Genomic DNA, 23,448 nt, shown 5'->3' with positions numbered 1-23,448 from the left:
GCCTTTTCGTGGTGGATTTGCACGCTTTTCAGGCATTGCGAGTGAAATTTCAGCGAACGGTAAAAAAGTTGAAATTAGCACTTGTCAGCCCGGAAGAACTCCCTATAATGCGCCTCCATCGACACGGCACAACGGCTTACGCCACGCGGTGTTGAGCGGTTCAGCGAAGTCTGAATCGCCGGAGAAAAACTTCCTGAAAAGGGGTTGACTCTGAAAGAGGAAAGCGTAATATACGCCACCTCGCGACAACGGCACGAAGCGCCGGTCGCACCGCTCTTTAACAATTTATCAGACAATCTGTGTGGGCACTCACAGGACGGATATCGCAAAAATAATTGCAGTATCAAGTCTCAAGAGTGAACACGTAATTCATTACGACGTTTTTCTTTGAGCATCAGACTTTTAAATTGAAGAGTTTGATCATGGCTCAGATTGAACGCTGGCGGCAGGCCTAACACATGCAAGTCGAACGGTAACAGGAAGCAGCTTGCTGCTTCGCTGACGAGTGGCGGACGGGTGAGTAATGTCTGGGGATCTGCCCGATGGAGGGGGATAACCACTGGAAACGGTGGCTAATACCGCATAACGTCGCAAGACCAAAGTGGGGGACCTTCGGGCCTCACACCATCGGATGAACCCAGATGGGATTAGCTAGTAGGTGGGGTAACGGCTCACCTAGGCGACGATCCCTAGCTGGTCTGAGAGGATGACCAGCCACACTGGAACTGAGACACGGTCCAGACTCCTACGGGAGGCAGCAGTGGGGAATATTGCACAATGGGCGCAAGCCTGATGCAGCCATGCCGCGTGTATGAAGAAGGCCTTCGGGTTGTAAAGTACTTTCAGCGGGGAGGAAGGGATGGCGTTTAATACGCGCCGTCATTGACGTTACCCGCAGAAGAAGCACCGGCTAACTCCGTGCCAGCAGCCGCGGTAATACGGAGGGTGCAAGCGTTAATCGGAATTACTGGGCGTAAAGCGCACGCAGGCGGTCTGTTAAGTCAGATGTGAAATCCCCGGGCTTAACCTGGGAACTGCATTTGAAACTGGCAGGCTTGAGTCTCGTAGAGGGGGTAGAATTCCAGGTGTAGCGGTGAAATGCGTAGAGATCTGGAGGAATACCGGTGGCGAAGGCGGCCCCCTGGACGAAGACTGACGCTCAGGTGCGAAAGCGTGGGGAGCAAACAGGATTAGATACCCTGGTAGTCCACGCCGTAAACGATGTCGACTTGGAGGCTGTTCCCTTGAGGAGTGGCTTCCGGAGCTAACGCGTTAAGTCGACCGCCTGGGGAGTACGGCCGCAAGGTTAAAACTCAAATGAATTGACGGGGGCCCGCACAAGCGGTGGAGCATGTGGTTTAATTCGATGCAACGCGAAGAACCTTACCTGGTCTTGACATCCACGGAATTCGGCAGAGATGCCCTAGTGCCTTCGGGAACCGTGAGACAGGTGCTGCATGGCTGTCGTCAGCTCGTGTTGTGAAATGTTGGGTTAAGTCCCGCAACGAGCGCAACCCTTATCCTTTGTTGCCAGCGGCTCGGCCGGGAACTCAAAGGAGACTGCCGGTGATAAACCGGAGGAAGGTGGGGATGACGTCAAGTCATCATGGCCCTTACGACCAGGGCTACACACGTGCTACAATGGCGCATACAAAGAGAAGCGACCTCGCGAGAGCAAGCGGACCTCATAAAGTGCGTCGTAGTCCGGATTGGAGTCTGCAACTCGACTCCATGAAGTCGGAATCGCTAGTAATCGTGGATCAGAATGCCACGGTGAATACGTTCCCGGGCCTTGTACACACCGCCCGTCACACCATGGGAGTGGGTTGCAAAAGAAGTAGGTAGCTTAACCTTCGGGAGGGCGCTTACCACTTTGTGATTCATGACTGGGGTGAAGTCGTAACAAGGTAACCGTAGGGGAACCTGCGGTTGGATCACCTCCTTACCATGCTGATACCTTCCCGTGTAGTGCTCACACAGATTGTCTGATAGAAATTAACGAGCAGTAAAATCCCGGCAGGCTTGTAGCTCAGGTGGTTAGAGCGCACCCCTGATAAGGGTGAGGTCGGTGGTTCAAGTCCACTCAGGCCTACCAAATTCTTCCTCATGCCGCGTTATACGCCCGGTCGTTTACCCGTGTAAACTTCCCGAACGTATGCCTTGCCTGAGAAAGAATTAAAGGTTAACCGGCGATTTTACAGTATATCTGGGGCTATAGCTCAGCTGGGAGAGCGCCTGCTTTGCACGCAGGAGGTCAGCGGTTCGATCCCGCTTAGCTCCACCATCAACATCAGGTTGATGACCACTCCAGAATACATTTACGAATGTATTGTGCAGTATTTGCTCTTTAACAATCCGGAACAAGCTGAAAATTTGAAAGAGCAGCTTCTTTGCATAAAGAACTGTTCAGAGTCTCTCAATTTTTCACACCGACACGGTGTCGCAAGACGCCTGTGGGTTGTGAGGTTAAGCGACCAAGCGTACACGGTGGATGCCCTGGCAGTCAGAGGCGATGAAGGACGTGCTAATCTGCGAAAAGCGCCGGTGAGGTGATATGAACCGCTATCAGCCGGCGATGTCCGAATGGGGAAACCCAGTGTGACTCGTCACACTATCGTTAAGTGAATACATAGCTTAACGAAGCGAACCGGGGGAACTGAAACATCTAAGTACCCCGAGGAAAAGAAATCAACCGAGATTCCCTGAGTAGCGGCGAGCGAACGGGGAACAGCCCAGAGCCTGAATCAGCATGTGTGTCAGTGGAAGCGTCTGGAATGGCGCACGGTACAGGGTGACAGTCCCGTACACGAAGATGCATGTGTTGTGAGCTCGATGAGTAGGGCGGGACACGTGGTATCCTGTCTGAATATGGGGGGACCATCCTCCAAGGCTAAATACTCCTGACTGACCGATAGTGAACCAGTACCGTGAGGGAAAGGCGAAAAGAACCCCGGCGAGGGGAGTGAAACAGAACCTGAAACCGTGTACGTACAAGCAGTGGGAGCCTTCTTTATGGGGGTGACTGCGTACCTTTTGTATAATGGGTCAGCGACTTATATTCTGTAGCAAGGTTAACCGTATAGGGGAGCCGTAGGGAAACCGAGTCTTAACCGGGCGCTAAGTTGCAGGGTATAGACCCGAAACCCGGTGATCTAGCCATGGGCAGGTTGAAGGTTGGGTAACACTAACTGGAGGACCGAACCGACTAATGTTGAAAAATTAGCGGATGACCTGTGGCTGGGGGTGAAAGGCCAATCAAACCGGGAGATAGCTGGTTCTCCCCGAAAGCTATTTAGGTAGCGCCTCGTGAATTCATCTCCGGGGGTAGAGCACTGTTTCGGCTAGGGGGCCATCCCGGCTTACCAACCCGATGCAAACTGCGAATACCGGAGAATGTTATCACGGGAGACACACGGCGGGTGCTAACGTCCGTCGTGAAGAGGGAAACAACCCAGACCGCCAGCTAAGGTCCCAAAGTCATGGTTAAGTGGGAAACGATGTGGGAAGGCCCAGACAGCCAGGATGTTGGCTTAGAAGCAGCCATCATTTAAAGAAAGCGTAATAGCTCACTGGTCGAGTCGGCCTGCGCGGAAGATGTAACGGGGCTAAACCATGCACCGAAGCTGCGGCAGCGACACTATGTGTTGTTGGGTAGGGGAGCGTTCTGTAAGCCTGCGAAGGTGTGCTGTGAGGCATGCTGGAGGTATCAGAAGTGCGAATGCTGACATAAGTAACGATAAAGCGGGTGAAAAGCCCGCTCGCCGGAAGACCAAGGGTTCCTGTCCAACGTTAATCGGGGCAGGGTGAGTCGACCCCTAAGGCGAGGCCGAAAGGCGTAGTCGATGGGAAACGGGTTAATATTCCCGTACTCGGTGTTACTGCGAAGGGGGGACGGAGAAGGCTATGTTGGCCGGGCGACGGTTGTCCCGGTTTAAGCGTGTAGGCTGACTTTCCAGGCAAATCCGGAAAGTTAAGGCTGAGGCGTGACGACGAGGCACTACGGTGCTGAAGCAACAAATGCCCTGCTTCCAGGAAAAGCCTCTAAGCATCAGGTAACAACGAATCGTACCCCAAACCGACACAGGTGGTCAGGTAGAGAATACCAAGGCGCTTGAGAGAACTCGGGTGAAGGAACTAGGCAAAATGGTGCCGTAACTTCGGGAGAAGGCACGCTGGCACGTAGGTGGAGGGACTTGCTCCCCGAGCCGAAGCCAGTCGAAGATACCAGCTGGCTGCAACTGTTTATTAAAAACACAGCACTGTGCAAACACGAAAGTGGACGTATACGGTGTGACGCCTGCCCGGTGCCGGAAGGTTAATTGATGGGGTTATCCGTAAGGAGAAGCTCTTGATCGAAGCCCCGGTAAACGGCGGCCGTAACTATAACGGTCCTAAGGTAGCGAAATTCCTTGTCGGGTAAGTTCCGACCTGCACGAATGGCGTAATGATGGCCAGGCTGTCTCCACCCGAGACTCAGTGAAATTGAACTCGCTGTGAAGATGCAGTGTACCCGCGGCAAGACGGAAAGACCCCGTGAACCTTTACTACAGCTTGACACTGAACATTGAGCCTTGATGTGCAGGATAGGTGGGAGGCTTTGAAGCGTGGACGCCAGTCTGCGTGGAGCCATCCTTGAAATACCACCCTTTAATGTTTGATGTTCTAACCTGGCGCCGTGATCCGGCGTGGGGACAGTGTCTGGTGGGTAGTTTGACTGGGGCGGTCTCCTCCCAAAGTGTAACGGAGGAGTACGAAGGTCAGCTAATCACGGTCGGACATCGTGAGGTTAGTGCAATGGCATAAGCTGGCTTGACTGCGAGAGTGACGGTTCGAGCAGGTGCGAAAGCAGGTCATAGTGATCCGGTGGTTCTGAATGGAAGGGCCATCGCTCAACGGATAAAAGGTACTCCGGGGATAACAGGCTGATACCGCCCAAGAGTTCATATCGACGGCGGTGTTTGGCACCTCGATGTCGGCTCATCACATCCTGGGGCTGAAGTAGGTCCCAAGGGTATGGCTGTTCGCCATTTAAAGTGGTACGCGAGCTGGGTTTAGAACGTCGTGAGACAGTTCGGTCCCTATCTGCCGTGGGCGCTGGAAGACTGAGAGGGGTTGCTCCTAGTACGAGAGGACCGGAGTGAACGCACCGCTGGTGTTCGGGTTGTCATGCCAATGGCACTGCCCGGTAGCTAAGTGCGGAAGAGATAAGTGCTGAAAGCATCTAAGCACGAAACTTGCCTCGAGATGAGTCTTCCCTGGGGCCCTGAGCCCCCTGAAGGGACGTTGAAGACGACGACGTTGATAGGCCGGGTGTGTAAGCGCAGCGATGCGTTGAGCTAACCGGTACTAATGACCCGTGAGGCTTAACCTTACAACGCCACAGGCGTTTTAGGAAAAAAGAGAGACGCAGTTTTCAGCCTTGTTCACCGGATTAGCGCGTGTGGCCCCCCGGGGCGGCATGCGAGACAGAATTTGCCTGGCGGCGAGAGCGCGGTGGTCCCACCTGACCCCATGCCGAACTCAGAAGTGAAACGCCGCAGCGCCGATGGTAGTGTGGGGCCTCCCCATGCGAGAGTAGGGAACTGCCAGGCATCAAATCAACGACGAAGCCTCAGCGAAAGCTGAGGCTTTTTCGTATGCGTATTTTGTAAAAAGCGCGCGTTTAGCGGGAAACCTCTCGTTTTGCCGAACCCCTTTTGGGCTGAAAACTGCGCATTTTGCGGGAAAACAACTGCACGCCAGCGCCCTCTGACAAGCCTTTCTGATATATCCTTACCAGAGAACACACGTATTACGCCATAACCCTTGCCGCTTCACAAAAGCAGCGGCCTGAACATAAAAGATTTTCTTAACACTGCGCTTTAATGCTTTACTGAATTTTTGTCCTTTTTTAGCGGCAAGGAACAACAGTGAGGCATTCTATGGCAGATGTGGTAACCAACAATAAGCGTCCGGATGTCGCTAAAACATCTGAGAAAAAGCGGATTGGCGCGATTATCGGTGCCTCTTCCGGCAACCTGGTGGAATGGTTTGATTTTTACGTCTACTCTTTCTGCTCTCTCTATTTCGCCCATATTTTTTTCCCGTCAGGCAACCCCACCACCCAACTGGTGCAAACCGCTGGCGTTTTTGCCGCCGGCTTTTTAATGCGTCCTATTGGCGGATGGCTTTTCGGCCGCATCGGCGATCGGCATGGACGTAAAACCTCGATGCTGATTTCAGTCTGCATGATGTGTTTCGGCTCGCTGATGATCGCCTGTCTGCCCGGTTACGACACCTTAGGTATCTGGGCACCGATACTGCTGCTGCTGGCGCGGCTGTTTCAGGGACTGTCGGTCGGCGGAGAGTATGGCACCAGCGCGACCTACATGAGCGAAGTGGCGATAGAAGGGCGCAAAGGCTACTACGCCTCGTTTCAGTACGTCACGCTTATCGGCGGGCAGCTGCTGGCCCTGCTCACCGTAGTGGTGCTACAGCAGCTGATGCCTCATGAAGCGTTGCGCAGCTGGGGATGGCGTATTCCCTTCGCGCTTGGCGCAGTACTGGCGATCGTGGCGCTGTTTCTGCGGCGCTCGCTGGATGAAACCACCAGTGATAAAACGCGCCAGCACCAGGATGCGGGACGCCTGCGTGGCCTGTGGAAACACCGCCGCGCGTTCCTGATGGTACTGGGCTTCACTGCCGGCGGCTCCCTCAGCTTCTACACCTTTACCACCTATATGCAAAAATACCTGGTCAACAGCGCCGGCATGGATGCGAAAACCGCCAGCGGATTAATGACGCTGGCGCTGTTTGTTTTTATGCTGATCCAGCCTTTAATCGGCGCGCTGTCGGATAAAATCGGCCGCCGCAGCTCAATGTTGATCTTTAGCGTCGGCGCGATGTTCTGCACCGTGCCGATTTTAACGCTGCTGCAGCGGGCGGAAAGTGGCTGGGTGGTGTTTCTGCTGGTAATGCTGGCGCTGCTGATCACCAGCTTTTACACCGCCATCAGCGGCATTGTCAAAGCTGAGATGTTTCCGCCGGAAGTGCGGGCGATGGGCGTCGGGCTTTCTTATGCGGTAGCGAACGCGATTTTCGGCGGGTCGGCGGAATATGTGGCGCTGTCGCTGAAGGCGGCGGGTCATGAAACCCATTTTTTCTGGTACGTCTCGTTGATGGGCGCAGTGGCGCTGCTGGTTTCGCTGATGTTGCATCGTAAAGGGCAGGGGATGCGGCTGTAAGCTACTGGCCGAGATTCCACAGAGCAAAGCCGGTCGCCGCGCCGGCGATATCCCATCCTAAATCCTTCCAGCTCCAGCCGCTTCCTGCGGAGCGGCTGTCATACAGCTCTTTCGCCGCGCCGAGGCTGAAGGCGAACATCAAACCGAAACTGTTGCTGTGGCGCGGGCGCCAGCCCTGTTGCTGACCATATTCATTGCCGGCGGCGGAAAGGGCGGCCGAGACAATAAAGTGCTGCGCCTTATCCCTGCCGGTCCAGCGATCCTGCGCGGTGTGGCTACAGCCGGCGCAGCATAAACAGAGCAACAGCAGCAGAGTTCGCATCACAGCTCCTGAACCCTGCAGGCCTGGCGCCCACTGGCGCCTGCGCTTACAGGATGCGGCTAATTAAACGATCGATACGGATACGGCGCAGGCGCCTGATCAGTTTGCGTACTTTCACCGGATAGTCGGCGATACTGTCGAGATCGCGGAAGTGCTTCACTACGCTGGTATGCTGGCGGATCAGCGCCAGCTCGCGATCGCGCTGATCCGCCAGCTGCTGCAGCGGATCGTGGATCAGCACGGCATTTTCCAGATCCAGGCGCCAGGCGCGCGGATTAAGGTTATTGCCGGTAATCAGCATCCACTCATCATCGACCCACATCCCTTTCAGGTGATAGCTGTTGTCGCCATCTTTCCACAGGCGCACCGTTAGCTGCCCGTTGCCGACGTAATACTGCAGCCGGCTAAGAAAGCGCCGCAGGTTGATCTCATACAGATAGGGCAGGGCGCCGATAATCTTAAACGGCTGATCTTCGGGAATATAGAAATCGTTGGCCGTCTTATCGCCGACGATGATCTCCACCTCTTTGCCCCGGCGCAGCAGCCAGATGATATTGCGCACCAGAATCGCCGGCAGGTTGAAATAAGGGGTACAGAGCGTCAGTTTGCGTTCTGTACAGGGCATCAGATGATAGATGGTTTTATTCAACAGGCTGCGTTTGCCCAGCCCGACCAGCGGGGTCACCGCCAGCTCTTCGTTATTGGCGTTAGCGGTAAAGTGGTAGTCGAAACCGCGCAGATCCTGACGGAACTGACGGGTCTCGTTTTTGATCTCCGGGCTTTTCGGACGCTCATGCTGATCGAGACGATGCACCGCGTCCGCCTGCTTCAGGTTACGCTCGATCCATTCAAACATGGTGTCGGCCAGCTGCGGGTTACGGATCAGCTGATAGCGATCGTAGCGGTATTTATCATGCTGATGCAGATAGACATCGTTCAGGCTGGCGCCGCTGTAAAGCAGCGTATCGTCAATAATAAAGCCTTTCAGATGCAGCACGCCCAGCGCTTCGCGCGTATTCACCGGGATACCGTACACCGGAATCGCGATGTCGGGATGCTGGCTCGCCATCTCGCAATACCAGTCCGCGTTGGTGACGCCCTTCGCATCGCCGATACGTCCGCGCTGCGCCCGATGCCAGTCCACCAGTATGCTGATATCCAGCGTCGGCCGCGCGCGTTTGGCTGCGTAAAGTGCGGACAGCACGGCGCGCCCGGCGTCGTCATTTTCCAGATAGAGTGCCACGATGCAGATGCGCTGCGTCGCGCTGGCAATTTTCTCCAGCAGCGTAGCGCGAAACTCGGATGGTGAGTAAAGCGTGGTCACATCAGCAACTGACTGAGACAGTTTGGGCAGCTGTGCAAGGTGTTGTTGGTGTTTATTGCGCTTAAATTTAGACAACATCACAGTGCGCTTCTTCTCTATTCATTGAGTGGTCTTCTGCCATGAAATCATGGTCCTAACCGACAATATTAACATCAACCGTGCGTAAAGAGCGATCTTCACCGTTAATGTTGCTCGCCAGCGCGATTCAGAGGCAGGTGCAGGGCGACAATCCCCTCTTCCAGCTGCACATCCACGCTGAACCCCAGCTTCTTCGCCAGGGTAATCATGCCCTGGTTACGGGGCATAGTAATACCGTTTAGCTGCTGCAGACCATGACGACGCGTATAAACGATCATCTTTTCCAATAACCGTCTGCCCAGCCCGACGCCTTTCAAATCTGAGCGCACCAGCACCGAGAATTCGGCGTCGGTATTATCCGCATCGGAGATGGCGCGGGTTACGCCGATAATCTCCGTTTCGCCGCCTTGCTCGCGTACCGCCACGAAAGCCATTTCTCGATCGTAGTCGATTTGCGTCATATTGGCTAAGTCCTCGTGGGTAAACTCATTGATCTCGCTAAAGTAGCGATAGTAGAGATCCTCTTTAGTGACCAGCGCGATAAAGCGCTGCAGCAACGGCTCATCCTCCGGCAAAATCGGCCGGAACAGGCAGGATTCGCCGTTCTTAAGGGTAACGCTCTCTTCCAGCGTATGCGGATAGGGGCGGATTGCCAGGCGTGACTCATTAATGCCGTTAAACGCCGCCAGCGTTAGCGTCACGTCCAGCAGGGTAAACTCGTCGCTGGCCGCCAGCAGGGGATGAATATCGAGCCGTTCGATCTCCGGGCAATCCACCACCAGGTTGGAGACCTGTACCAGCACCTGGCTCAGCGCGGCGATATCCAGCGGGCGCAGAGCGCTGCGGCCGCGTATTTTGCCGCTTTTGATCGCCTGAATCACCAGATAGCGTGCCAGTGTCATATTAAGCGGAGGCAGCGCTACGGCGGCATGGCGATCCGCCTGCCATTCGACGCCGCCTTCGCCCAGCATGATCACCGGGCCGAAGAGCGGATCCTGCTCCACGACAATCCGCAGCTCCTGCGCGCCGGCGCGGTTCGCCATGCTCTGCACCAGCAGCCCGTGAATGCGCGCCTGCGGCCAGGCCAGCTTCACGCGATCGATGATCGCGTTCGCCGCCTGCTGCACTTCGCTGGCGGTGCGCAGATAGAGCATCACCCCCTGCACGTCCGATTTATGCGGAATATCGGGCGAGCGTAGCTTCAGCGCCACCGGATAGCCAATCTGCCCGGCGATATGTACCGCCTCCGCGCTGTCGCCGGCGATCCAGGTGGGCAGCGTCGTCAGGCCGTAGGCCTGCATAATCGCCTGCACCTCATGGGTATCCAGCCGGGTGGCGCCCTCGTTCAGCGCCTGCTGGATCAGCTGATGGGCGTGTGCGGTATCTTGCTTCAGCGTCGCGGGCAGGGCGGGCGTTTCGCGCAGCTGTTTCTGGTTGCGCCGGTACTCCACCATATGCATAAACGCGGTCACCGTGCCTTCCGGCGTGCGGTAGGTGGGGATCGCCGCATCGCTGAAGGCGCGCCGCGCCTCTTGCGAGGAGTATTCACCGCACCAGTTGGTCAACAGTGACAGCGTTCTGCCGCGCGGATGTTGCCTGATGCGCTCGATCAGCCGCTGGGCGGTTTCCGTCGCCGGCGCAACGGCGCTGGGCGCATAGATAATCATCAGCGCGTCCAGCTCATGGCTGTCGAGCAGCAGGGAGACCGCCTGCAGGTAGCGTTCCGGCGTGGCATCATCCTTTAGATCGAGCGGATTGCCGGGCGTGACTTCCGCCGGCAGCTGCGATTGCAGTGCGGCGAGCGTCTCTTCGCTCAGGCGGGCCAGCTTACCGCTGCGCGCCTGCAGCGCATCAAGCGCCAGCGCGGCGGGCGCGGCGCCGTTGCTGACAATCATCAGCCGTTCGCCGCGTAGCGGACGCATATGGCTTAGCGTCTCCACGGCGGAAAACAGTTCATGGGTATCCTGCACCCGCAGCAGGCCGGCGCGCTGAATGGCGGCATCCCAGGCGGCGTCAAGCCCGGCGTGGGTTTTTAGCAGCTGCTGCGCCTGCGGGCTGCGGCCGCTTTTGATCACCAGAATCGGTTTATTGCGCGAGGCGCTGCGCGAGGCGGAGACAAAGCGGCGCGCATCGCTGAGGTGTTCCAGATAGAGCAGAATGGCGCTGGTTTTGCCGTCGCGCGCCAGGAAATCGAGCAGGTCGTCAATATCGGTATCCAGGCTGTCGCCCAGTGCGATAAACCAGGAGAAACCCAGCTGACGCTGCTGCGCCCAGTCGAGGATAGTATTGGAGACGGCGGCGGACTGTGACACGAAGGCGAGCTTGCCTTTCAGGATCGGCACCGGCGAAAAACTGGCGTTAAGGCCCTGCCATGGTGCCAGCAGGCCGAGGCTGTTAGGGCCGAGCAGACGGATTTGCCAGCGGCTGGCGCACGCTTTCAACGCCTCCAGCTGGCTTTCCGGCGCGGAGAGAATGATGCAGGCTTTACAGCCTTTTTCGCCCAGCTGTTGCAACAGCGCCAGATTGCGGCTGGCGTTAGTGCAGATCACTGCCAGCTCGGGGGCAAAAGGGAGGCTGGCGATATCCGGCCAGGCCAGCACGCCGGAGACCGCCTTATATTTCGGCGTGACAGGCAATACCGGGCCGCTAAAGCCGCCCGCCAGCAGATTGCGCATCATCAGATAGCCGGCGCGCCCCGGTTTTACCGAGGCGCCGATCACGGCGATGGATTTCGGTCTTAACAGCGCTTCCAGTCCACGTTGGCTCATTTCCCGCTCCTGCAACCTTAAGTGGTTCAGAGTCTAAACGCTTTCCGCCTCTTCTGCCGTGAGGTGAGCCGGATGATGCGGTTTTCCTGCAAGATAGCGCTGGCGGAACAGCGTAAAATGATCGCTGAGCGCCTGGCCTGCTGCCGTATCGCCTGCCTGGCGCAGCAGTTCGGCAGCCACCTCGGCGGTACAGTGCTGGCCGGGACCGTGCGCTTCGCGCAGCGTATAGGTGGAGGGCGTGGTCAGCTGCAAAGACATGACCGGCAGCGTGTCAAGCCAGGGGCTTTTGCGGAACATTTTCCGCGCTTCGGTCCAGGTGCCGTCCAGCATGATAAACAGCGGCGGCTTGCCGCTCATCGGCGGCTGATTCAGTACCGGGCGGCCGCGGTCGGCATAGGATTCAGGGAACACCACCATCGGTTGATAGTGCGTATTTGCGACCGCTTCAAGAAGCGCCGGGTCGGGCTCGGTACGCGACCAGCCAAAGGCCAGCGTCTCCGGCAGAATATCGGCGATCAGGCGGCCAGTGTTGCTTGGCTTCATCGGCTCGGTATCGAACATCACCAGACAAAAGCGGCTGCGCGCTGGTTGCGGAGCGATAGCGGCGCACAGGCAGAGCTTCTGCGGCAGCAGACAGCCCTGACAGCGGCGGACGCGGTTGCCGCGCGCTAAAAAGGGACGGGTGGCGCGCGCCAGGCGCTCGGCGCGCAGGCGTAAAACGGCGTTATGGGTCATGGGATCGCAAGGTACTGGCTAAAAGGCCATTGTAGCGGGAAGCGGGCGGAAAATGGAGTGCGGCTGGCATCGCCAGCCGCTAAAGATCACAGCGCTTCGTCCAGCCACTCATTAAACGGGGCTTTCGGCATCGCGCCGTTCAGCATATCGATCAGCTGACCCTGTTTAAACAGCATAATGGTTGGGATGCTGCGGATGCGGAAGCGCGCGCTGAGTTCCGGCTCCGCCTCGGTGTTTACCTTCAGAAAACGCACCTTGCCGCTGCGCTCGTCGGCAACATCTTCATAGATTGGCGCGAAGTTCACGCAGGGGCCGCACCAGGGCGCCCAGAAATCGACCACCACCGGCAGATCGTCCTGCAGATATTTATCGAGCGTGGCGGTAGTGGCGTTAATCACCTCGCCGTCGAACAGCTCGCTGCCGCAGCGGCCGCATTTTGCGCCATCGGCAATGCGCTCTTCCGGAACGCGGTTCGTTGCCTGACAGGATGCACATACCGTATTCATTTATCACCTCAGGGTTTATCGTCAACAGCCTACTGAGCCGCTAATTTTTTGCGTAAGCTTAATTATCAATCGGCCCGGATTGAGCGACAACATGGAATGCTCAATGAATATAATAGTTAGCGACTTTTAGCGGAAGTTGATGGCATACAACCCATGCTTCAGGTAATCTTCGCGCTTTCGCGCTCAGCAGGTGGAGGAACAGATGAACGACGAATTCAAAGGTAAAAGCGGCAAAGTCAAAGTGATGTATGTTCGCGGTGAAGATAATGGTGACAAACGCGGACAAAATCCCCGGACGGGCAAAGGCAGCCGGCCCGGCGCTGACCGCCAGGAAGGGAACCGTCGTCCATCCCGCCAGTCTGACAGCGCCGCGCGCGGCGGACGTGATGGTCGCGATGGACGCGACAGCCGTGGCGGACGCGATGACCGCAACGGTCGCGACGATCGTGGCGGACGTGATGACCGCAACGGCCGCGGCGCGCGTGACAATCCTTTCCGCGGCGATCGCGATAACAATTTCCGCGGCGATCGCGACAATCATTCCCGTGGCGATCGTGACGCGCAGCCGCGCGGCGATTCGCCGTGGCGCACCGTATCCCGCGCGCCGGGCGAAGAGACCAAGCCCGATCACGGCGGCATCAGCGGCAAGAGCTATATCGATCCTGAGCAGCTGCGTCGTCAGCGTATGGAAGAGACGCGCGTGTATGGCGAGAACGCCTGTCAGGCACTGTTCCAGAGCCGTCCTGAATGCATCGTCCGTGCCTGGTTCGTCCAGAGCGTGACGCCGCGTTTCCGCGATGCGCTGCGCTGGCTGGCGGCCAATCGCAAGGCTTACCACGTAGTGGAAGAGGCGGAGCTGGAAAAAGCGTCCGGCACCGAGCATCACGGCGGCGTTTGCTTCCTGATCAAAAAACGCGTGGGCACGCCGGTCAGCGAATGGCTGGCGACCGGGCGCGAGCAGGATTGTGTGCTGGCGCTGGAGAATATCGGCAACCCGCACAATATCGGCGGCATCATGCGCAGCAGCGCGCACTTTGGCGTGAAAGGCCTGCTGGTGGATGACGCGGCGGTGCTGGAGTCGGGTGCGGCAGTGCGTACCGCGGAAGGCGGCGCGGAGCATGTGCAGGCGCTGAGCGCCGAAAGCTTCGTTAAGGGGCTGGAAGCTTTCCGTAAAGCGGGCTATACCATCGTGACCACCTCCAGCCATAAAGGCAGCACGCCGCTGACGCAGGCGAAACTGCCGGCGAAGATGGTGCTGGTGCTGGGGCAGGAGAGCGATGGCCTGACCGAGTCGGCGCTGAAGCAGGGCGATATGAGCGTTTCGATCGACGGCACCGGTAAGGTGGAGAGCCTGAACGTGTCGGTTGCGACCGGCGTTCTGCTGGCGGAGTGGTGGCGCCAGAACCACTAAGCCGATGCGGCAAAAAGAAAAACGGGCGTTAGCCCGTTTTTTTATGCCTCAGAATCAGTGCGCGCCGCCGCCACCGCCGCCGGAGCTAAAGGGCGGGCGAGCAAACCAGATGGTCACCACCAGCATCAGGAAGATCCCCGCCGACAGCCAGAACACCTCATTGGCAGAAATAATCAGCCCCTGATTAGTGATCTGCTGCGCGATATAGCCCGACGCCTGCTGCTGGCTCATACCCAGCTGCTCCAGTTGACGATAGCTCTCCTGGGCATTACTGCTGTAAGGCGTAATCGACTCGCTAAAATAGCTATGGTGCATCGACTCGCGGTTGGTCCACATCGTGGTGGTGATCGAGGTGCCGATCGAACCGGCCAGCGTACGCAAAAAGTTCGACAGGCTGGAGGCGGCGGCGAGCCGATCCGGCGCCAGCCCCGACAGCGTAATGGTGGTCAGCGGCATAAAGAAGCAGGCCACCGCCAGCCCCTGCACGAACTGTGGCCATGCCGACGCGCCGAAATCCATGCCCGGCTCGAAGGTGTAGGCGCGCCAGTAAAAACAGACGGCATACATAATAAAACTGAACGTCACCAGCTTGCGCATATCGACGCGATGGGCGAAGCGGCCGATAATTGGCGACAGGATCACCGGGAAAATCCCCACCGGCGCGGAGGCCAGCCCGGCCCAGGTCGCCGTATAGCCGTACACCTCCTGCAGCAGCTGCGGCAGCAGGACGATAGAGCCGAAGTAGAGCATATAAGCGAGGCTGATCGACAGGCAGCCGATGGTGAAGTTGCGCGACTTAAACAGTGTTAAATCCACCACCGGATGGTCGTCAGTCATCTCCCAGACAAACAGTACCGAGAGCGCCACTACCGCCACCACCGTCAGCACGATAATCTCGGTCGAGCTGAACCAGTCCAGCTCGCGCCCGCGATCCAGCATGATCTGCAGCGCGCCAATGCCCACCACCAGCAGCACCAGCCCCACGGTATCGATCGGGCGGATCTCGGTTTTGGTTTCCCGGTTGCGCAGCGTCTGCAGCGTCAGGATCGTTACCACGATGCCAATCGGCACGTTGATAAAGAAGATCCAGCCCCAGTGGTAGTTGTCGCTGATCCAGCCGCCGAGGATCGGGCCGCAGATCGGCGCCACCACCACTGTCATCGCCCAGAGCGACAGGGCGATGCTGCGTTTCGCGGGCGGATAATTGCTCAACAGCAAGCTCTGCGAAAGCGGGATCAGCGGCCCGGCCACCAGCCCCTGAATCACGCGGAACAGGATCAGGGTGGAGAGGCTGTTTGCCACGCCGCACAGAAAAGAGGCGATCGCAAAGGCGATGGTGGACCAGACAAACAGCTTCACCTCGCCAATGCGCTTCGCCAGCCAGCCGGTGATCGGGATCGAAATCGCGTTGGCCACGCCGAACGAGGTAATTACCCAGGTGCCCTGAGAGTTAGAGGCGCCAAGGTTGCCGGCGATAGTCGGGATGGCCACGTTGGCGATGGTGGAATCCAGCACCTGCATAAAGGTCGCCAGCGACAGCGCGATGGTCATCAGAACCAGCTGAGCGCCCTCAAGCGGTTTTTGTGCCATAACTCTCTCCCGCGTTATTCGCTCGCATTAGCACGAATGATATCGCTGATTAAGGTATTGACCGGTGCCAGATCGATCGCCAGCGCGTCGCTCTGGTAAGCAGGGGACTGACGCACCTGCGACGCCAGCACCGCGCCCTCTTTATTGCTGGTATCCACTTTTACCAGCGTGGAGAGGCCGATGCGCAGCGGATGGTCGGTCACTTCTTTCGCATCCAGCTCGACGCGCACCGGCAGGCGCTGTACCACTTTGATCCAGTTACCGGTGGCGTTCTGCGCCGGCAGCAGCGAGAAGGCGCTGCCGGTGCCCATATCCAGGCCGACCACCTTGCCGTGATAAACCACATCATCGCCGTAGATATCGCTCACCACCGTCGCCGGCTGGCCGATGCGCACGCCCGCCAGCTGCGTCTCTTTAAAGTTGGCGTCCACCCAGACCCCGGTCGCCGGCACCACCGCCATCAGCGGCGTGGCGGTAGAGATCTGCGCGCCGACCTGCACGCTGCGGCGGGAGACATAGCCGTCGGTCGGGCTGCGGATCTCGGTGCGCTGCAGCGCCAGCCAGGCGTCACGCAGCGCGGCGGCGTTCTGTTTCACCGCCGGCTGGTTTTCCAGCGAGGTGTCGAGGATCATCGCCTGGTTGGCGTTGTACTGCTGCACCGCGACATCAAGCTGCGCCCGCGCCGTGGCGACGGCGTCGCGCGCGTGCTGCAGCTCTTCGCGGCCGATTAAATTAGATGCGCCCAGCGGCTCGCGGCGTTTTAAATCCGCCTCGGCCTGCGCCAGCGCGGTTTTTTGCAGGGCGATAGAGGCCTGATACTGCTTGCCGTTGATCATCAGCTGATGCGTCTGACGCACGCTGGTGGCCAGCGCGGTTTGCGCTTTCTCAAACGCCTGCTCGGCGTCGGTTTTATCCAGCGTCACCAGCACATCGCCTTTTTTCACAAAGTCGGTGTTATCGAACCAGACTTTGTTCACGCTGCCACCGACCTGAGCCATAATCTGCACCTGGTTGCCCGCCACGTAGGCGTCGTCGGTCTCTTCAAAATGGCGCAGCACCAGCGCCCAGTAGATCAGATAAGCGACGCCGATCAGAACAAACAGGACGGCCAGAAAAATTAACGCGCCTTTACGTTTTTTCTTCTTATTGGCGGACTGTTGCGGGTTTTGCGTTTCCGCGTTCGCACTCATGGTTCTCTCCACGTTTTCCACGTATACACGTATTTCGGGGTGCGTCGCTCCCTGTACGCAGTGACCCGAGCCTGAAATGCCAGCGACACAGGCGCTGGCATGGATAAAAGGGAATTAAAATATCGGTTTCTGAGCGTGATTGTGTCGCAGGAATTGCTATTGATGTGAAAGGGAGGAAATCACTTCCTCTTCGTCCATTTGATCCAGACGGTTCAGCAGCTTACGTGTCAGGCTTTCCAGCTGCGCTTTTTCGCTATTACTCAGGGAAGACCAGAGATACTGCAGGCTCTGGTGCTGCGGCGGAAGCACCTGACGCAGGAAGGCGTTGCCTTTTTCCGTCAAATGCAGATGCAGACAGCGGCGATCGTTATCGCTTTCGCGGCGTTCGATCCAGCCGCGCTTTTCCAGCTCGTCGGCGATGCGCGTCGCGTTGGTGCGCGAGGAGCCCAGTGCCGCGCTCAGTTCTGAAGGCTGGATGCTTTGATTTTCCTGTGCGTCCAGCGTAATCAACGCCATAAACAGTGTCTCGTTAATCCCCTGAGCTTTCAGCATTTTATTGCGATTGTCCAACAGCTTGCTCTGCATATGCATGCACAGACGCGTCAGCATGATTTCCTGGAGCGGGAAATCTTTGTGACGTGTAGCGCGAATATTCAGCATCTGTTCAATGGGAGTAAACGAACTTTCCATCTTAAAGGAACCTCATTAGTTGCAACTGGTATAATAATGGTGATGACGAAACAGGCACAAACATCGTTACCAGCAGGGATCGCTTATGCAATCGCAACGCCACCATCTAAAATTTCCGGCTCACTCCATAAACCGAAAGGTCGGACAGCCCGGATGTCAGGCTGCCTGGGTCTCATCAAACGATCGTCTCGCGACGAAGCGGTCTGTCGCACGCTGGTCCTGCTGCGCGCGGCCGCTTGCCGACCATCGTTAAATGCAAAATCGACGCGTCGCGCTGCAGGCAGCGGGCCCGCCGCCCCGCTTTGAGCGAGGCGGGGCGAACGCGGAAAACCTGAGAAACGACGCGCAGATAGCGGATAAAACATGCCTGTTGCTAATGAACCAGGCCGATTGCCAAAGCGCATCTCAAGGCCGTTTCATCCCGCTTTCTCGCTGCACTCTTTCTATATCCTGAATAATTGCTTACGAAAAAATAACTAAAATGAATAAATTTATCGCTAACCATACCAGAGTGAGTAACGGCTTTATAGCTGGTGGCTACTGAAAAAAAACGCTATTTACATTTCGTTCGTCAATTATTGTGATCCTCATAGCGGTAGCCTGCCCACCAGCTTAACAGGTTAAGCAAAGTTAATAGCGCTCCCGCGCTGCAGACGCCATACCATCCGGCGAAATGATAAGCCGTGGCGGAGAGCAGCGAACCCGCCGCGCCGCCGATAAAATAGCTGGTCATATAGCCTGCCGTCAGCCGGTTACGCGCTTCGGGCAGACGGCGATAGATCACGCTCTGGTTGGTGATATGCACCCCCTGTACCGCCAGATCGAGCAGGATAATCCCACCGATCAGGGCCAGCAGCGAGTGTGCGCCCCACGCAGTCAGCGCCCATGATGCCAGCATCACCAGCAGGCCGAGCGTGGTGGTCAGGCGCGCCTTGCCTTTATCCGCCAGCGAACCCGCCTGACGCGCCGCCAGCGCCCCGGCGGCGCCCACCAGCCCCAGCAGGCCGATTTGACCTTCTGAATAGTGCCAGGGCGGCGCGGCCAGCAGGAAAGCCATGGAAGTCCACAGCACGCTGAAGTTAGCAAAAGAGAGACAGCCGATAATCGCGCGGGTGCGGATCACGCGCGTGCCGGCATAGAGCCGGAAAATAGAGCCGAGCAGCTGCGCATAGCTAAGATCCACCGTCTGGCGATAGCGCGGCAGCCCGCGCCACAGCGCCAGCGCCATCAACACCATCAGCACGCTCGCCACCCAGAACACCGAACGCCAGCCGCCGATCTGCGCCAGCGCGCCGGCCACGGTGCGCGCCAGCAGAATGCCAAGCAGCAGACCGCTCATTACCGTGCCCACCACCCGGCCGCGTTTTTCCGGGGCGGCGAGGGTGGCGGCCAGCGGCACCAGCAGCTGCGCCACGACGGAGAACAGGCCGGTCAGCGCAGTGCCCAGCAGCATCATGCTCAGCCCGGTGGAGAGCGCGGTGATCACCATGCCGCCCGCCGCCAGCAGGCTCATGCCGACAATCAGGCTGCGGCGCTCCAGGCGGTCGCCCAGCGGCACCAGCAGCAGCAAACCGGCGGCGTAGCCGAGCTGTGCCGTGGTAACGATAAAGCCGGCCTGGTTCACCGAAAGATGAAAGCTGCGGGCGATGGTCTCCAGCAGGGGCTGAGCATAATAGTTGCAGGCCACCGCCAGCCCGGTGGCGACGGACATCAGGGCGACCAGCATTGGGCTCAGCCCGCGTGTCGTTGAATTCATAAGCAATAAGCGTGGTTGATAAATCGTCGCGGCTAATAATAACTCAAAAAACTATTTCATTGTTGGAAGCATTTAACAGGACATACCAGTTCCCTTTACTTTCTCTGCGGTTGGCGCGCCTGGCCCGATCGGTGCTGCAGAGTTAATAATAAAAAACGGGCAACATTCGTCGCCCGTTTCATTAACCCGCAATCGCTTACTGCACAGCAGACTTTGCGTCTTCGATCCATTTGTTAAACAACGCCTGATGCGCTTTTATCCAGCCATCGACGTGGGCATTAATCGCCTGTTCTGAAGAATGCCCCTGATGCATGCGCGCGTTCTGCGCATTGATATCCGCGATAGGCAACTTCATTTCGGCAAACAGGCGCGCCGCCGCCGGGTTTTTCTCCGCCCAGGCTTTGTTGGCGACGATATGCATGGTGTTAACCGGGAAGCCGTAATTGGCGCCGCCGGGCAGGCGGGTATCGACACCTTTCTGCGCGCCCGGCATTGAGGAGAAGGGCACCTGCAGCCAGACCACGTCTTTACCCGGTACCAGTACGTCGCTTATCCAGTAAGGCGTCCAGGTGTAGTAGAGGATCGGTTTCCCCTGTTTATAGCGGGCAATGGTATCGGCCATCATTGCCGGGTAGTTGCCCATATTGGGCTCGACGGTTTGGCTCAGGCCGAACGCGTTGTTCTGATGCAGGATCACCGTCTCGCAGCCCCAGCCGGGTGCGCAGCCGGTCATATCCGCCTTGCCGTCGCCGTTGGCGTCAAACAACGCCGCCAGCTTTTTATCCTGCAGCTGGTCAAGGCGGGTGATGTGATACTTTTCGGCCGTTTTTTTATCGATCAGGTAGCCCTGCGCCGCGCCGCTGACGTAGGTTCCCTGGCGATAAAAGACCTTATCGCCGCCGGCGGCGTTGTACATATCGTCATGCAGCGGCTGCCAGTTCACGGCAGTAAAAGTGGCGTCGCCGGAGGCCAGCGAGGTATAGCCAACGTTGTAATCCACCTCGCTCGGTTTCTCGACGCGGTAGCCCAGCTGCTCCAGCGCGCGGCTGACCAGCAGCGTCTGAAACGCTTCTTCGGAAATGGTGCTTTGCACCGGCTTAACGGTAATGCCGGTGCCCGGCAGATCGGCGGCGGAAACCTGGGCGGCGGCCAGCGTCGTCAGCGCGGCGGCCAGAATAGCGCATGTACGCATCGCGAATCCTCTCGTGTTGTACGGTAAGAAGGCGGCGCAGCGGGGCGCCGCCGGGGATTTAGTGTCTGAAAAGGCGGGTCAGCACGCCCAGCGGACCGCTGGCGTACCAGCGTCGGTTGCCACGGCTGCGGCGGTCGCGACCCAGCGACTGGGTAAGGCGGTCAAGAATGATCGCCAGAATCACGATGCCGACGCCGCCTACCGTGGCGAGGCCCATATCGAGACGGCCAATGCCGCGCAGTACCATCTGCCCCAGGCCGCCGACGGCGATCATTGAGGCGATCACGACCATCGACAGCGCCAGCATCAGCGTCTGGTTTATCCCGGCCATAATCGTCGGCATCGCCAGCGGCAGCTGCACTTTAAACAGCATCTGACGCGGATGAGCGCCGAATGATTCCGCCGCCTCGATCAGATCTGCCGGCACCTGCTTAATGCCCAGCACCGTCAAACGCACCACCGGCGGCAGGGCGAAGATAATGGTGACCACTACGCCGGGCACGTTGCCAATGCCGAACAGCATCACGATTGGCACCAGGTAGACAAAAGCAGGCGTGGTCTGCATGGCGTCGAGCAGTGGGCGGATCACCCGGGCGGCGCGTTCGCTGCGCGCCAGCCAGATGCCGAGCGGCAGGCCGATGACAATACAGAACAGCAGGGCGGTCAGCACCAGCGCCAGCGTGACCATCGCTTGTGACCAGGCGCCAATGGCGCCGATCAGCACCAGCGACACCAGCGTGGCGATACCCATGCCGAAGCTGGAGAATTGCCAGGCGATCAGGGCGAACAGCACGATCGCCACCGGCGCCGGCATGCCCAGCAGCAGCTGTTGAAAGGCGCTGAGGATATAATCCACCGGCACGCGAATGCCCTGAAACAGCGGACGAAAATGGTTGACGACCCAGTCGATCCCCTGCGTCACCCAGCTGTCGAGCGGGATCAGGGTATGGTGGAAAGGATCCATGACGCTAAAGTGTTCCGGCTGCGCCGCCGGTGCGCTGTTCAGCCAGTCGCTGCCGGCCGCATCCTGGCCGCCCGCGTCGGCGGGCGAACCCCAGGCGTCACCTGAAGCGGCCGGAGAGGTATCGCCGCCGGACGCCGGCGCGCTACGCCAGGGATCGCCTGCCGTATTATCGGTGGCGGGGGCGCTTCCGCCTGCCGGAGCCGTCCCCCAGGGATCGCCTGCCGTATTATCAGTGGCGGGGGCGCTTCCGCCTGTCGGAGCCGCCCCCAGGGATCGCCTGTCGCGTTATCAGTGGCGGGCGCCTTATCCGCAACCGGCTGCGCGACGCTGTTTGACCCGGCCTGCGCCGCGCCGTTTTCCCATGGATGCTCCGTTGCCTGACTCATGGCTGATTCCCCTCACGATCTAACGCCTGCAGCAGCGTGCCTTTTGAAATCACGCCGATGTAATGATCCTCTTCGCCAACGATCGGCACCGCGCAGGGTGCCTGCGCTACGTGCGATAGCAGCTCATTGAGCGAGGTGTCGCCAGAGACCGCCGCCGGGGCGGAGAGCAGCGCAGCGTCAAGCCCCGCGCCGGCGGCCAGCGCCGCCTTCAGCGAATCGGTAGAGACCACGCCAATAAAGCGCTGCTTCTCCAGCACGTAGCCGAATTCGCGATCCTCATCCTGCAGCAGCTTAATCGCCGAGCGCGGGCCGAAGCCGGGCGCTTTGCGCATCAGGGCGCTGGCGTTGCGGCGGGCGATATCTTTGGCGCTGAAAACGTGGCTGATATCGACGCCGCGGAAGAACGTGCGTACATAGTCGTTGGCGGGATTATTCAGGATCTCGTCGGGAGTGCCGACCTGCACTACCTCGCCGCCCTGCATAATGGCGATGCGATTGCCGATGCGCATCGCTTCATCAAGATCGTGGGAAATAAAAATAATGGTGCGCTGATGTTTCGCCTGCAGCTTTACCAGCTCATCCTGCATTTCGGTGCGGATTAAGGGATCGAGCGCGGAGAAGGCCTCGTCCATCAATAAAATATCGGGATTGATCGCCAGCGCGCGCGCTAATCCGACACGCTGACGCATTCCGCCCGATAATTCATCGGGCCAGGCGGCGGCGTAATTTTCCAGCCCCACCTGACGCAGCGCCTCAAGCGCTTTTTCCTGACGTTCTTTCAGCGGCATGCCGGCTAATTCCATGCCAAAGGCGGTATTATCCAGCACGCTCATATGCGGCATCAGCGCAAAAGACTGAAACACCATACTGATCTTATTTCGACGCACTTCGCGCAGCTCGCTTTCCGATATTTTAGCGATATCGATGCCGTCAATGATCACCTGGCCGCGGGTCGGCGCTATCAGACGATTGAGAAGGCGAACCATGGTGGACTTGCCTGAGCCGGAAAGCCCCATGATGACAAATATCTCGCCTTCTTCAATGGCCAGACTGGCATTTTTCACACCCAGCGAAAGCCCGGTTTTTTCCAGTAAGGCATCTTTACTGATGCCTTTATCAATATATTTAAATGCGCGCTCGGGATTTTCGCCAAATATCTTATACAGATTTTTTGCTTCTAATTTAATTGCCATGCAATTTAAGGGTCCTGGTTGATTAATTATCTGTTTTGTTTCATGTCCTGGTGAAATTAAAGCGGCCTATACCCTAGCATACTGAGAATCTCAGGCAACCCTTTGCGCGGCCCGTCCGGC

14 protein-coding genes, 2 tRNA genes and 3 rRNA genes are annotated in these 23,448 nt (G+C 58.1%); 7 read left to right on the top strand and 12 right to left on the bottom strand.

Annotated features, from left to right (window positions below):
• Positions 1-404 precede the first annotated feature (404 nt).
• From C2E15_RS16545 to C2E15_RS16520, 6 genes are all read left to right on the top strand, one after another.
• Positions 405-1,945 (top strand): 16S ribosomal RNA (locus tag C2E15_RS16545).
• A gap of 73 nt (positions 1,946-2,018) precedes the next feature.
• Positions 2,019-2,095 (top strand) — tRNA-Ile (locus C2E15_RS16540).
• A 113-nt stretch (positions 2,096-2,208) separates the two neighbouring features.
• Positions 2,209-2,284: transfer RNA gene (locus C2E15_RS16535), tRNA-Ala, on the top strand.
• Between the two features lie 180 nt (positions 2,285-2,464).
• Positions 2,465-5,371 (top strand): 23S ribosomal RNA (locus tag C2E15_RS16530).
• Between the two features lie 104 nt (positions 5,372-5,475).
• A 5S ribosomal RNA gene (gene rrf, locus C2E15_RS16525) occupies positions 5,476-5,591 on the top strand.
• Together the 16S, 23S and 5S rRNA genes with 2 tRNA genes alongside form the textbook arrangement of a ribosomal RNA operon.
• A gap of 330 nt (positions 5,592-5,921) precedes the next feature.
• Positions 5,922-7,223, top strand: coding sequence for an MFS family transporter (locus tag C2E15_RS16520; RefSeq protein WP_104958338.1), 1,302 nt, complete (start codon positions 5,922-5,924; stop codon positions 7,221-7,223).
• Between the two features lies 1 nt (position 7,224).
• Here the strand turns inward: C2E15_RS16520 and C2E15_RS16515 are convergent, their stop codons facing one another.
• The 5 genes from C2E15_RS16515 to trxC all read right to left on the bottom strand — a co-directional run bounded on the left by C2E15_RS16515 (position 7,225) and on the right by trxC (position 12,956).
• Positions 7,225-7,545: a YfiM family lipoprotein gene (locus C2E15_RS16515; RefSeq protein WP_104958337.1), complete on the bottom strand. Its 321-nt coding sequence runs from the start codon at positions 7,543-7,545 to the stop codon at positions 7,225-7,227.
• Positions 7,546-7,591: 46 nt separating this feature from the next.
• Positions 7,592-8,947, bottom strand: coding sequence for a CDP-diacylglycerol--serine O-phosphatidyltransferase (pssA, locus tag C2E15_RS16510; RefSeq protein ID WP_104958336.1), 1,356 nt, complete (start codon positions 8,945-8,947; stop codon positions 7,592-7,594).
• Between the two features lie 104 nt (positions 8,948-9,051).
• Positions 9,052-11,715, bottom strand: coding sequence for a bifunctional acetate--CoA ligase family protein/GNAT family N-acetyltransferase (locus C2E15_RS16505; protein WP_104958335.1), 2,664 nt, complete (start codon positions 11,713-11,715; stop codon positions 9,052-9,054).
• A 33-nt stretch (positions 11,716-11,748) separates the two neighbouring features.
• On the bottom strand, positions 11,749-12,450 hold the full coding sequence (locus tag C2E15_RS16500; protein ID WP_104958334.1) for a tRNA-uridine aminocarboxypropyltransferase: 702 nt from the start codon (positions 12,448-12,450) through the stop codon (positions 11,749-11,751).
• A gap of 86 nt (positions 12,451-12,536) precedes the next feature.
• Positions 12,537-12,956: a thioredoxin TrxC gene (gene trxC / locus C2E15_RS16495; RefSeq protein WP_104958333.1), complete on the bottom strand. Its 420-nt coding sequence runs from the start codon at positions 12,954-12,956 to the stop codon at positions 12,537-12,539.
• 202 nt (positions 12,957-13,158) lie between these two features.
• Here trxC and C2E15_RS16490 point away from each other — a divergent pair, with 202 nt between their 5' ends.
• Positions 13,159-14,367, top strand: a complete 1,209-nt coding sequence (locus C2E15_RS16490; RefSeq protein ID WP_104958332.1) for a tRNA/rRNA methyltransferase — start codon at positions 13,159-13,161, stop codon at positions 14,365-14,367.
• A 54-nt stretch (positions 14,368-14,421) separates the two neighbouring features.
• Here the strand turns inward: C2E15_RS16490 and emrB are convergent, their stop codons facing one another.
• From emrB to proV, 7 genes are all read right to left on the bottom strand, one after another.
• Positions 14,422-15,957, bottom strand: a complete 1,536-nt coding sequence (gene emrB, locus C2E15_RS16485) for a multidrug efflux MFS transporter permease subunit EmrB (RefSeq protein WP_104958331.1) — start codon at positions 15,955-15,957, stop codon at positions 14,422-14,424.
• A 14-nt stretch (positions 15,958-15,971) separates the two neighbouring features.
• Complete coding sequence (gene emrA, locus C2E15_RS16480; protein ID WP_104958330.1) at positions 15,972-17,147, bottom strand: multidrug efflux MFS transporter periplasmic adaptor subunit EmrA; 1,176 nt, start codon at positions 17,145-17,147, stop codon at positions 15,972-15,974.
• A gap of 156 nt (positions 17,148-17,303) precedes the next feature.
• Complete coding sequence (mprA, locus tag C2E15_RS16475) at positions 17,304-17,837, bottom strand: transcriptional repressor MprA (protein ID WP_104958329.1); 534 nt, start codon at positions 17,835-17,837, stop codon at positions 17,304-17,306.
• 571 nt (positions 17,838-18,408) lie between these two features.
• Positions 18,409-19,593, bottom strand: a complete 1,185-nt coding sequence (locus tag C2E15_RS16470; protein WP_104958328.1) for an MFS transporter — start codon at positions 19,591-19,593, stop codon at positions 18,409-18,411.
• A gap of 196 nt (positions 19,594-19,789) precedes the next feature.
• Entirely contained in the window at positions 19,790-20,785 is a 996-nt protein-coding gene (gene proX / locus C2E15_RS16465; protein ID WP_104958327.1) for a glycine betaine/L-proline ABC transporter substrate-binding protein ProX, read from the bottom strand.
• Between the two features lie 58 nt (positions 20,786-20,843).
• Positions 20,844-22,019, bottom strand: a complete 1,176-nt coding sequence (gene proW, locus C2E15_RS16460) for a glycine betaine/L-proline ABC transporter permease ProW (RefSeq protein ID WP_104958326.1) — start codon at positions 22,017-22,019, stop codon at positions 20,844-20,846.
• A 112-nt stretch (positions 22,020-22,131) separates the two neighbouring features.
• Positions 22,132-23,328 (bottom strand): glycine betaine/L-proline ABC transporter ATP-binding protein ProV, encoded by a 1,197-nt coding sequence (gene proV, locus C2E15_RS16455; protein ID WP_104958325.1) that lies wholly within the window; start codon positions 23,326-23,328, stop codon positions 22,132-22,134.
• Between the last annotated feature and the right edge of the window lie 120 nt (positions 23,329-23,448).

It is taken from the genome of Mixta gaviniae (genome assembly GCF_002953195.1).
Classification (GTDB): domain Bacteria; phylum Pseudomonadota; class Gammaproteobacteria; order Enterobacterales; family Enterobacteriaceae; genus Mixta; species Mixta gaviniae.
Note: the sequence above shows the minus strand (reverse complement) of the source record. Positions and strands in the feature narration are given on the sequence as shown.

Bases quoted from the DNA above. Each gene is read 5' to 3' on its own strand.
- C2E15_RS16490 (WP_104958332.1), top strand. From the start codon at position 13,159: ATGAACGACGAATTCAAAGGTAAAAGCGGCAAAGTCAAAGTGATGTAT.
- pssA (WP_104958336.1), bottom strand. From the start codon at position 8,947: ATGTTGTCTAAATTTAAGCGCAATAAACACCAACAACACCTTGCACAG.
- C2E15_RS16520 (WP_104958338.1), top strand. From the start codon at position 5,922: ATGGCAGATGTGGTAACCAACAATAAGCGTCCGGATGTCGCTAAAACA.
- trxC (WP_104958333.1), bottom strand. From the start codon at position 12,956: ATGAATACGGTATGTGCATCCTGTCAGGCAACGAACCGCGTTCCGGAA.
- mprA (WP_104958329.1), bottom strand. From the start codon at position 17,837: ATGGAAAGTTCGTTTACTCCCATTGAACAGATGCTGAATATTCGCGCT.
- C2E15_RS16500 (WP_104958334.1), bottom strand. From the start codon at position 12,450: ATGACCCATAACGCCGTTTTACGCCTGCGCGCCGAGCGCCTGGCGCGC.
- C2E15_RS16505 (WP_104958335.1), bottom strand. From the start codon at position 11,715: ATGAGCCAACGTGGACTGGAAGCGCTGTTAAGACCGAAATCCATCGCC.
- emrA (WP_104958330.1), bottom strand. From the start codon at position 17,147: ATGAGTGCGAACGCGGAAACGCAAAACCCGCAACAGTCCGCCAATAAG.
- C2E15_RS16470 (WP_104958328.1), bottom strand. From the start codon at position 19,593: ATGAATTCAACGACACGCGGGCTGAGCCCAATGCTGGTCGCCCTGATG.
- proX (WP_104958327.1), bottom strand. From the start codon at position 20,785: ATGCGTACATGCGCTATTCTGGCCGCCGCGCTGACGACGCTGGCCGCC.
- proV (WP_104958325.1), bottom strand. From the start codon at position 23,328: ATGGCAATTAAATTAGAAGCAAAAAATCTGTATAAGATATTTGGCGAA.
- emrB (WP_104958331.1), bottom strand. From the start codon at position 15,957: ATGGCACAAAAACCGCTTGAGGGCGCTCAGCTGGTTCTGATGACCATC.
- C2E15_RS16515 (WP_104958337.1), bottom strand. From the start codon at position 7,545: ATGCGAACTCTGCTGCTGTTGCTCTGTTTATGCTGCGCCGGCTGTAGC.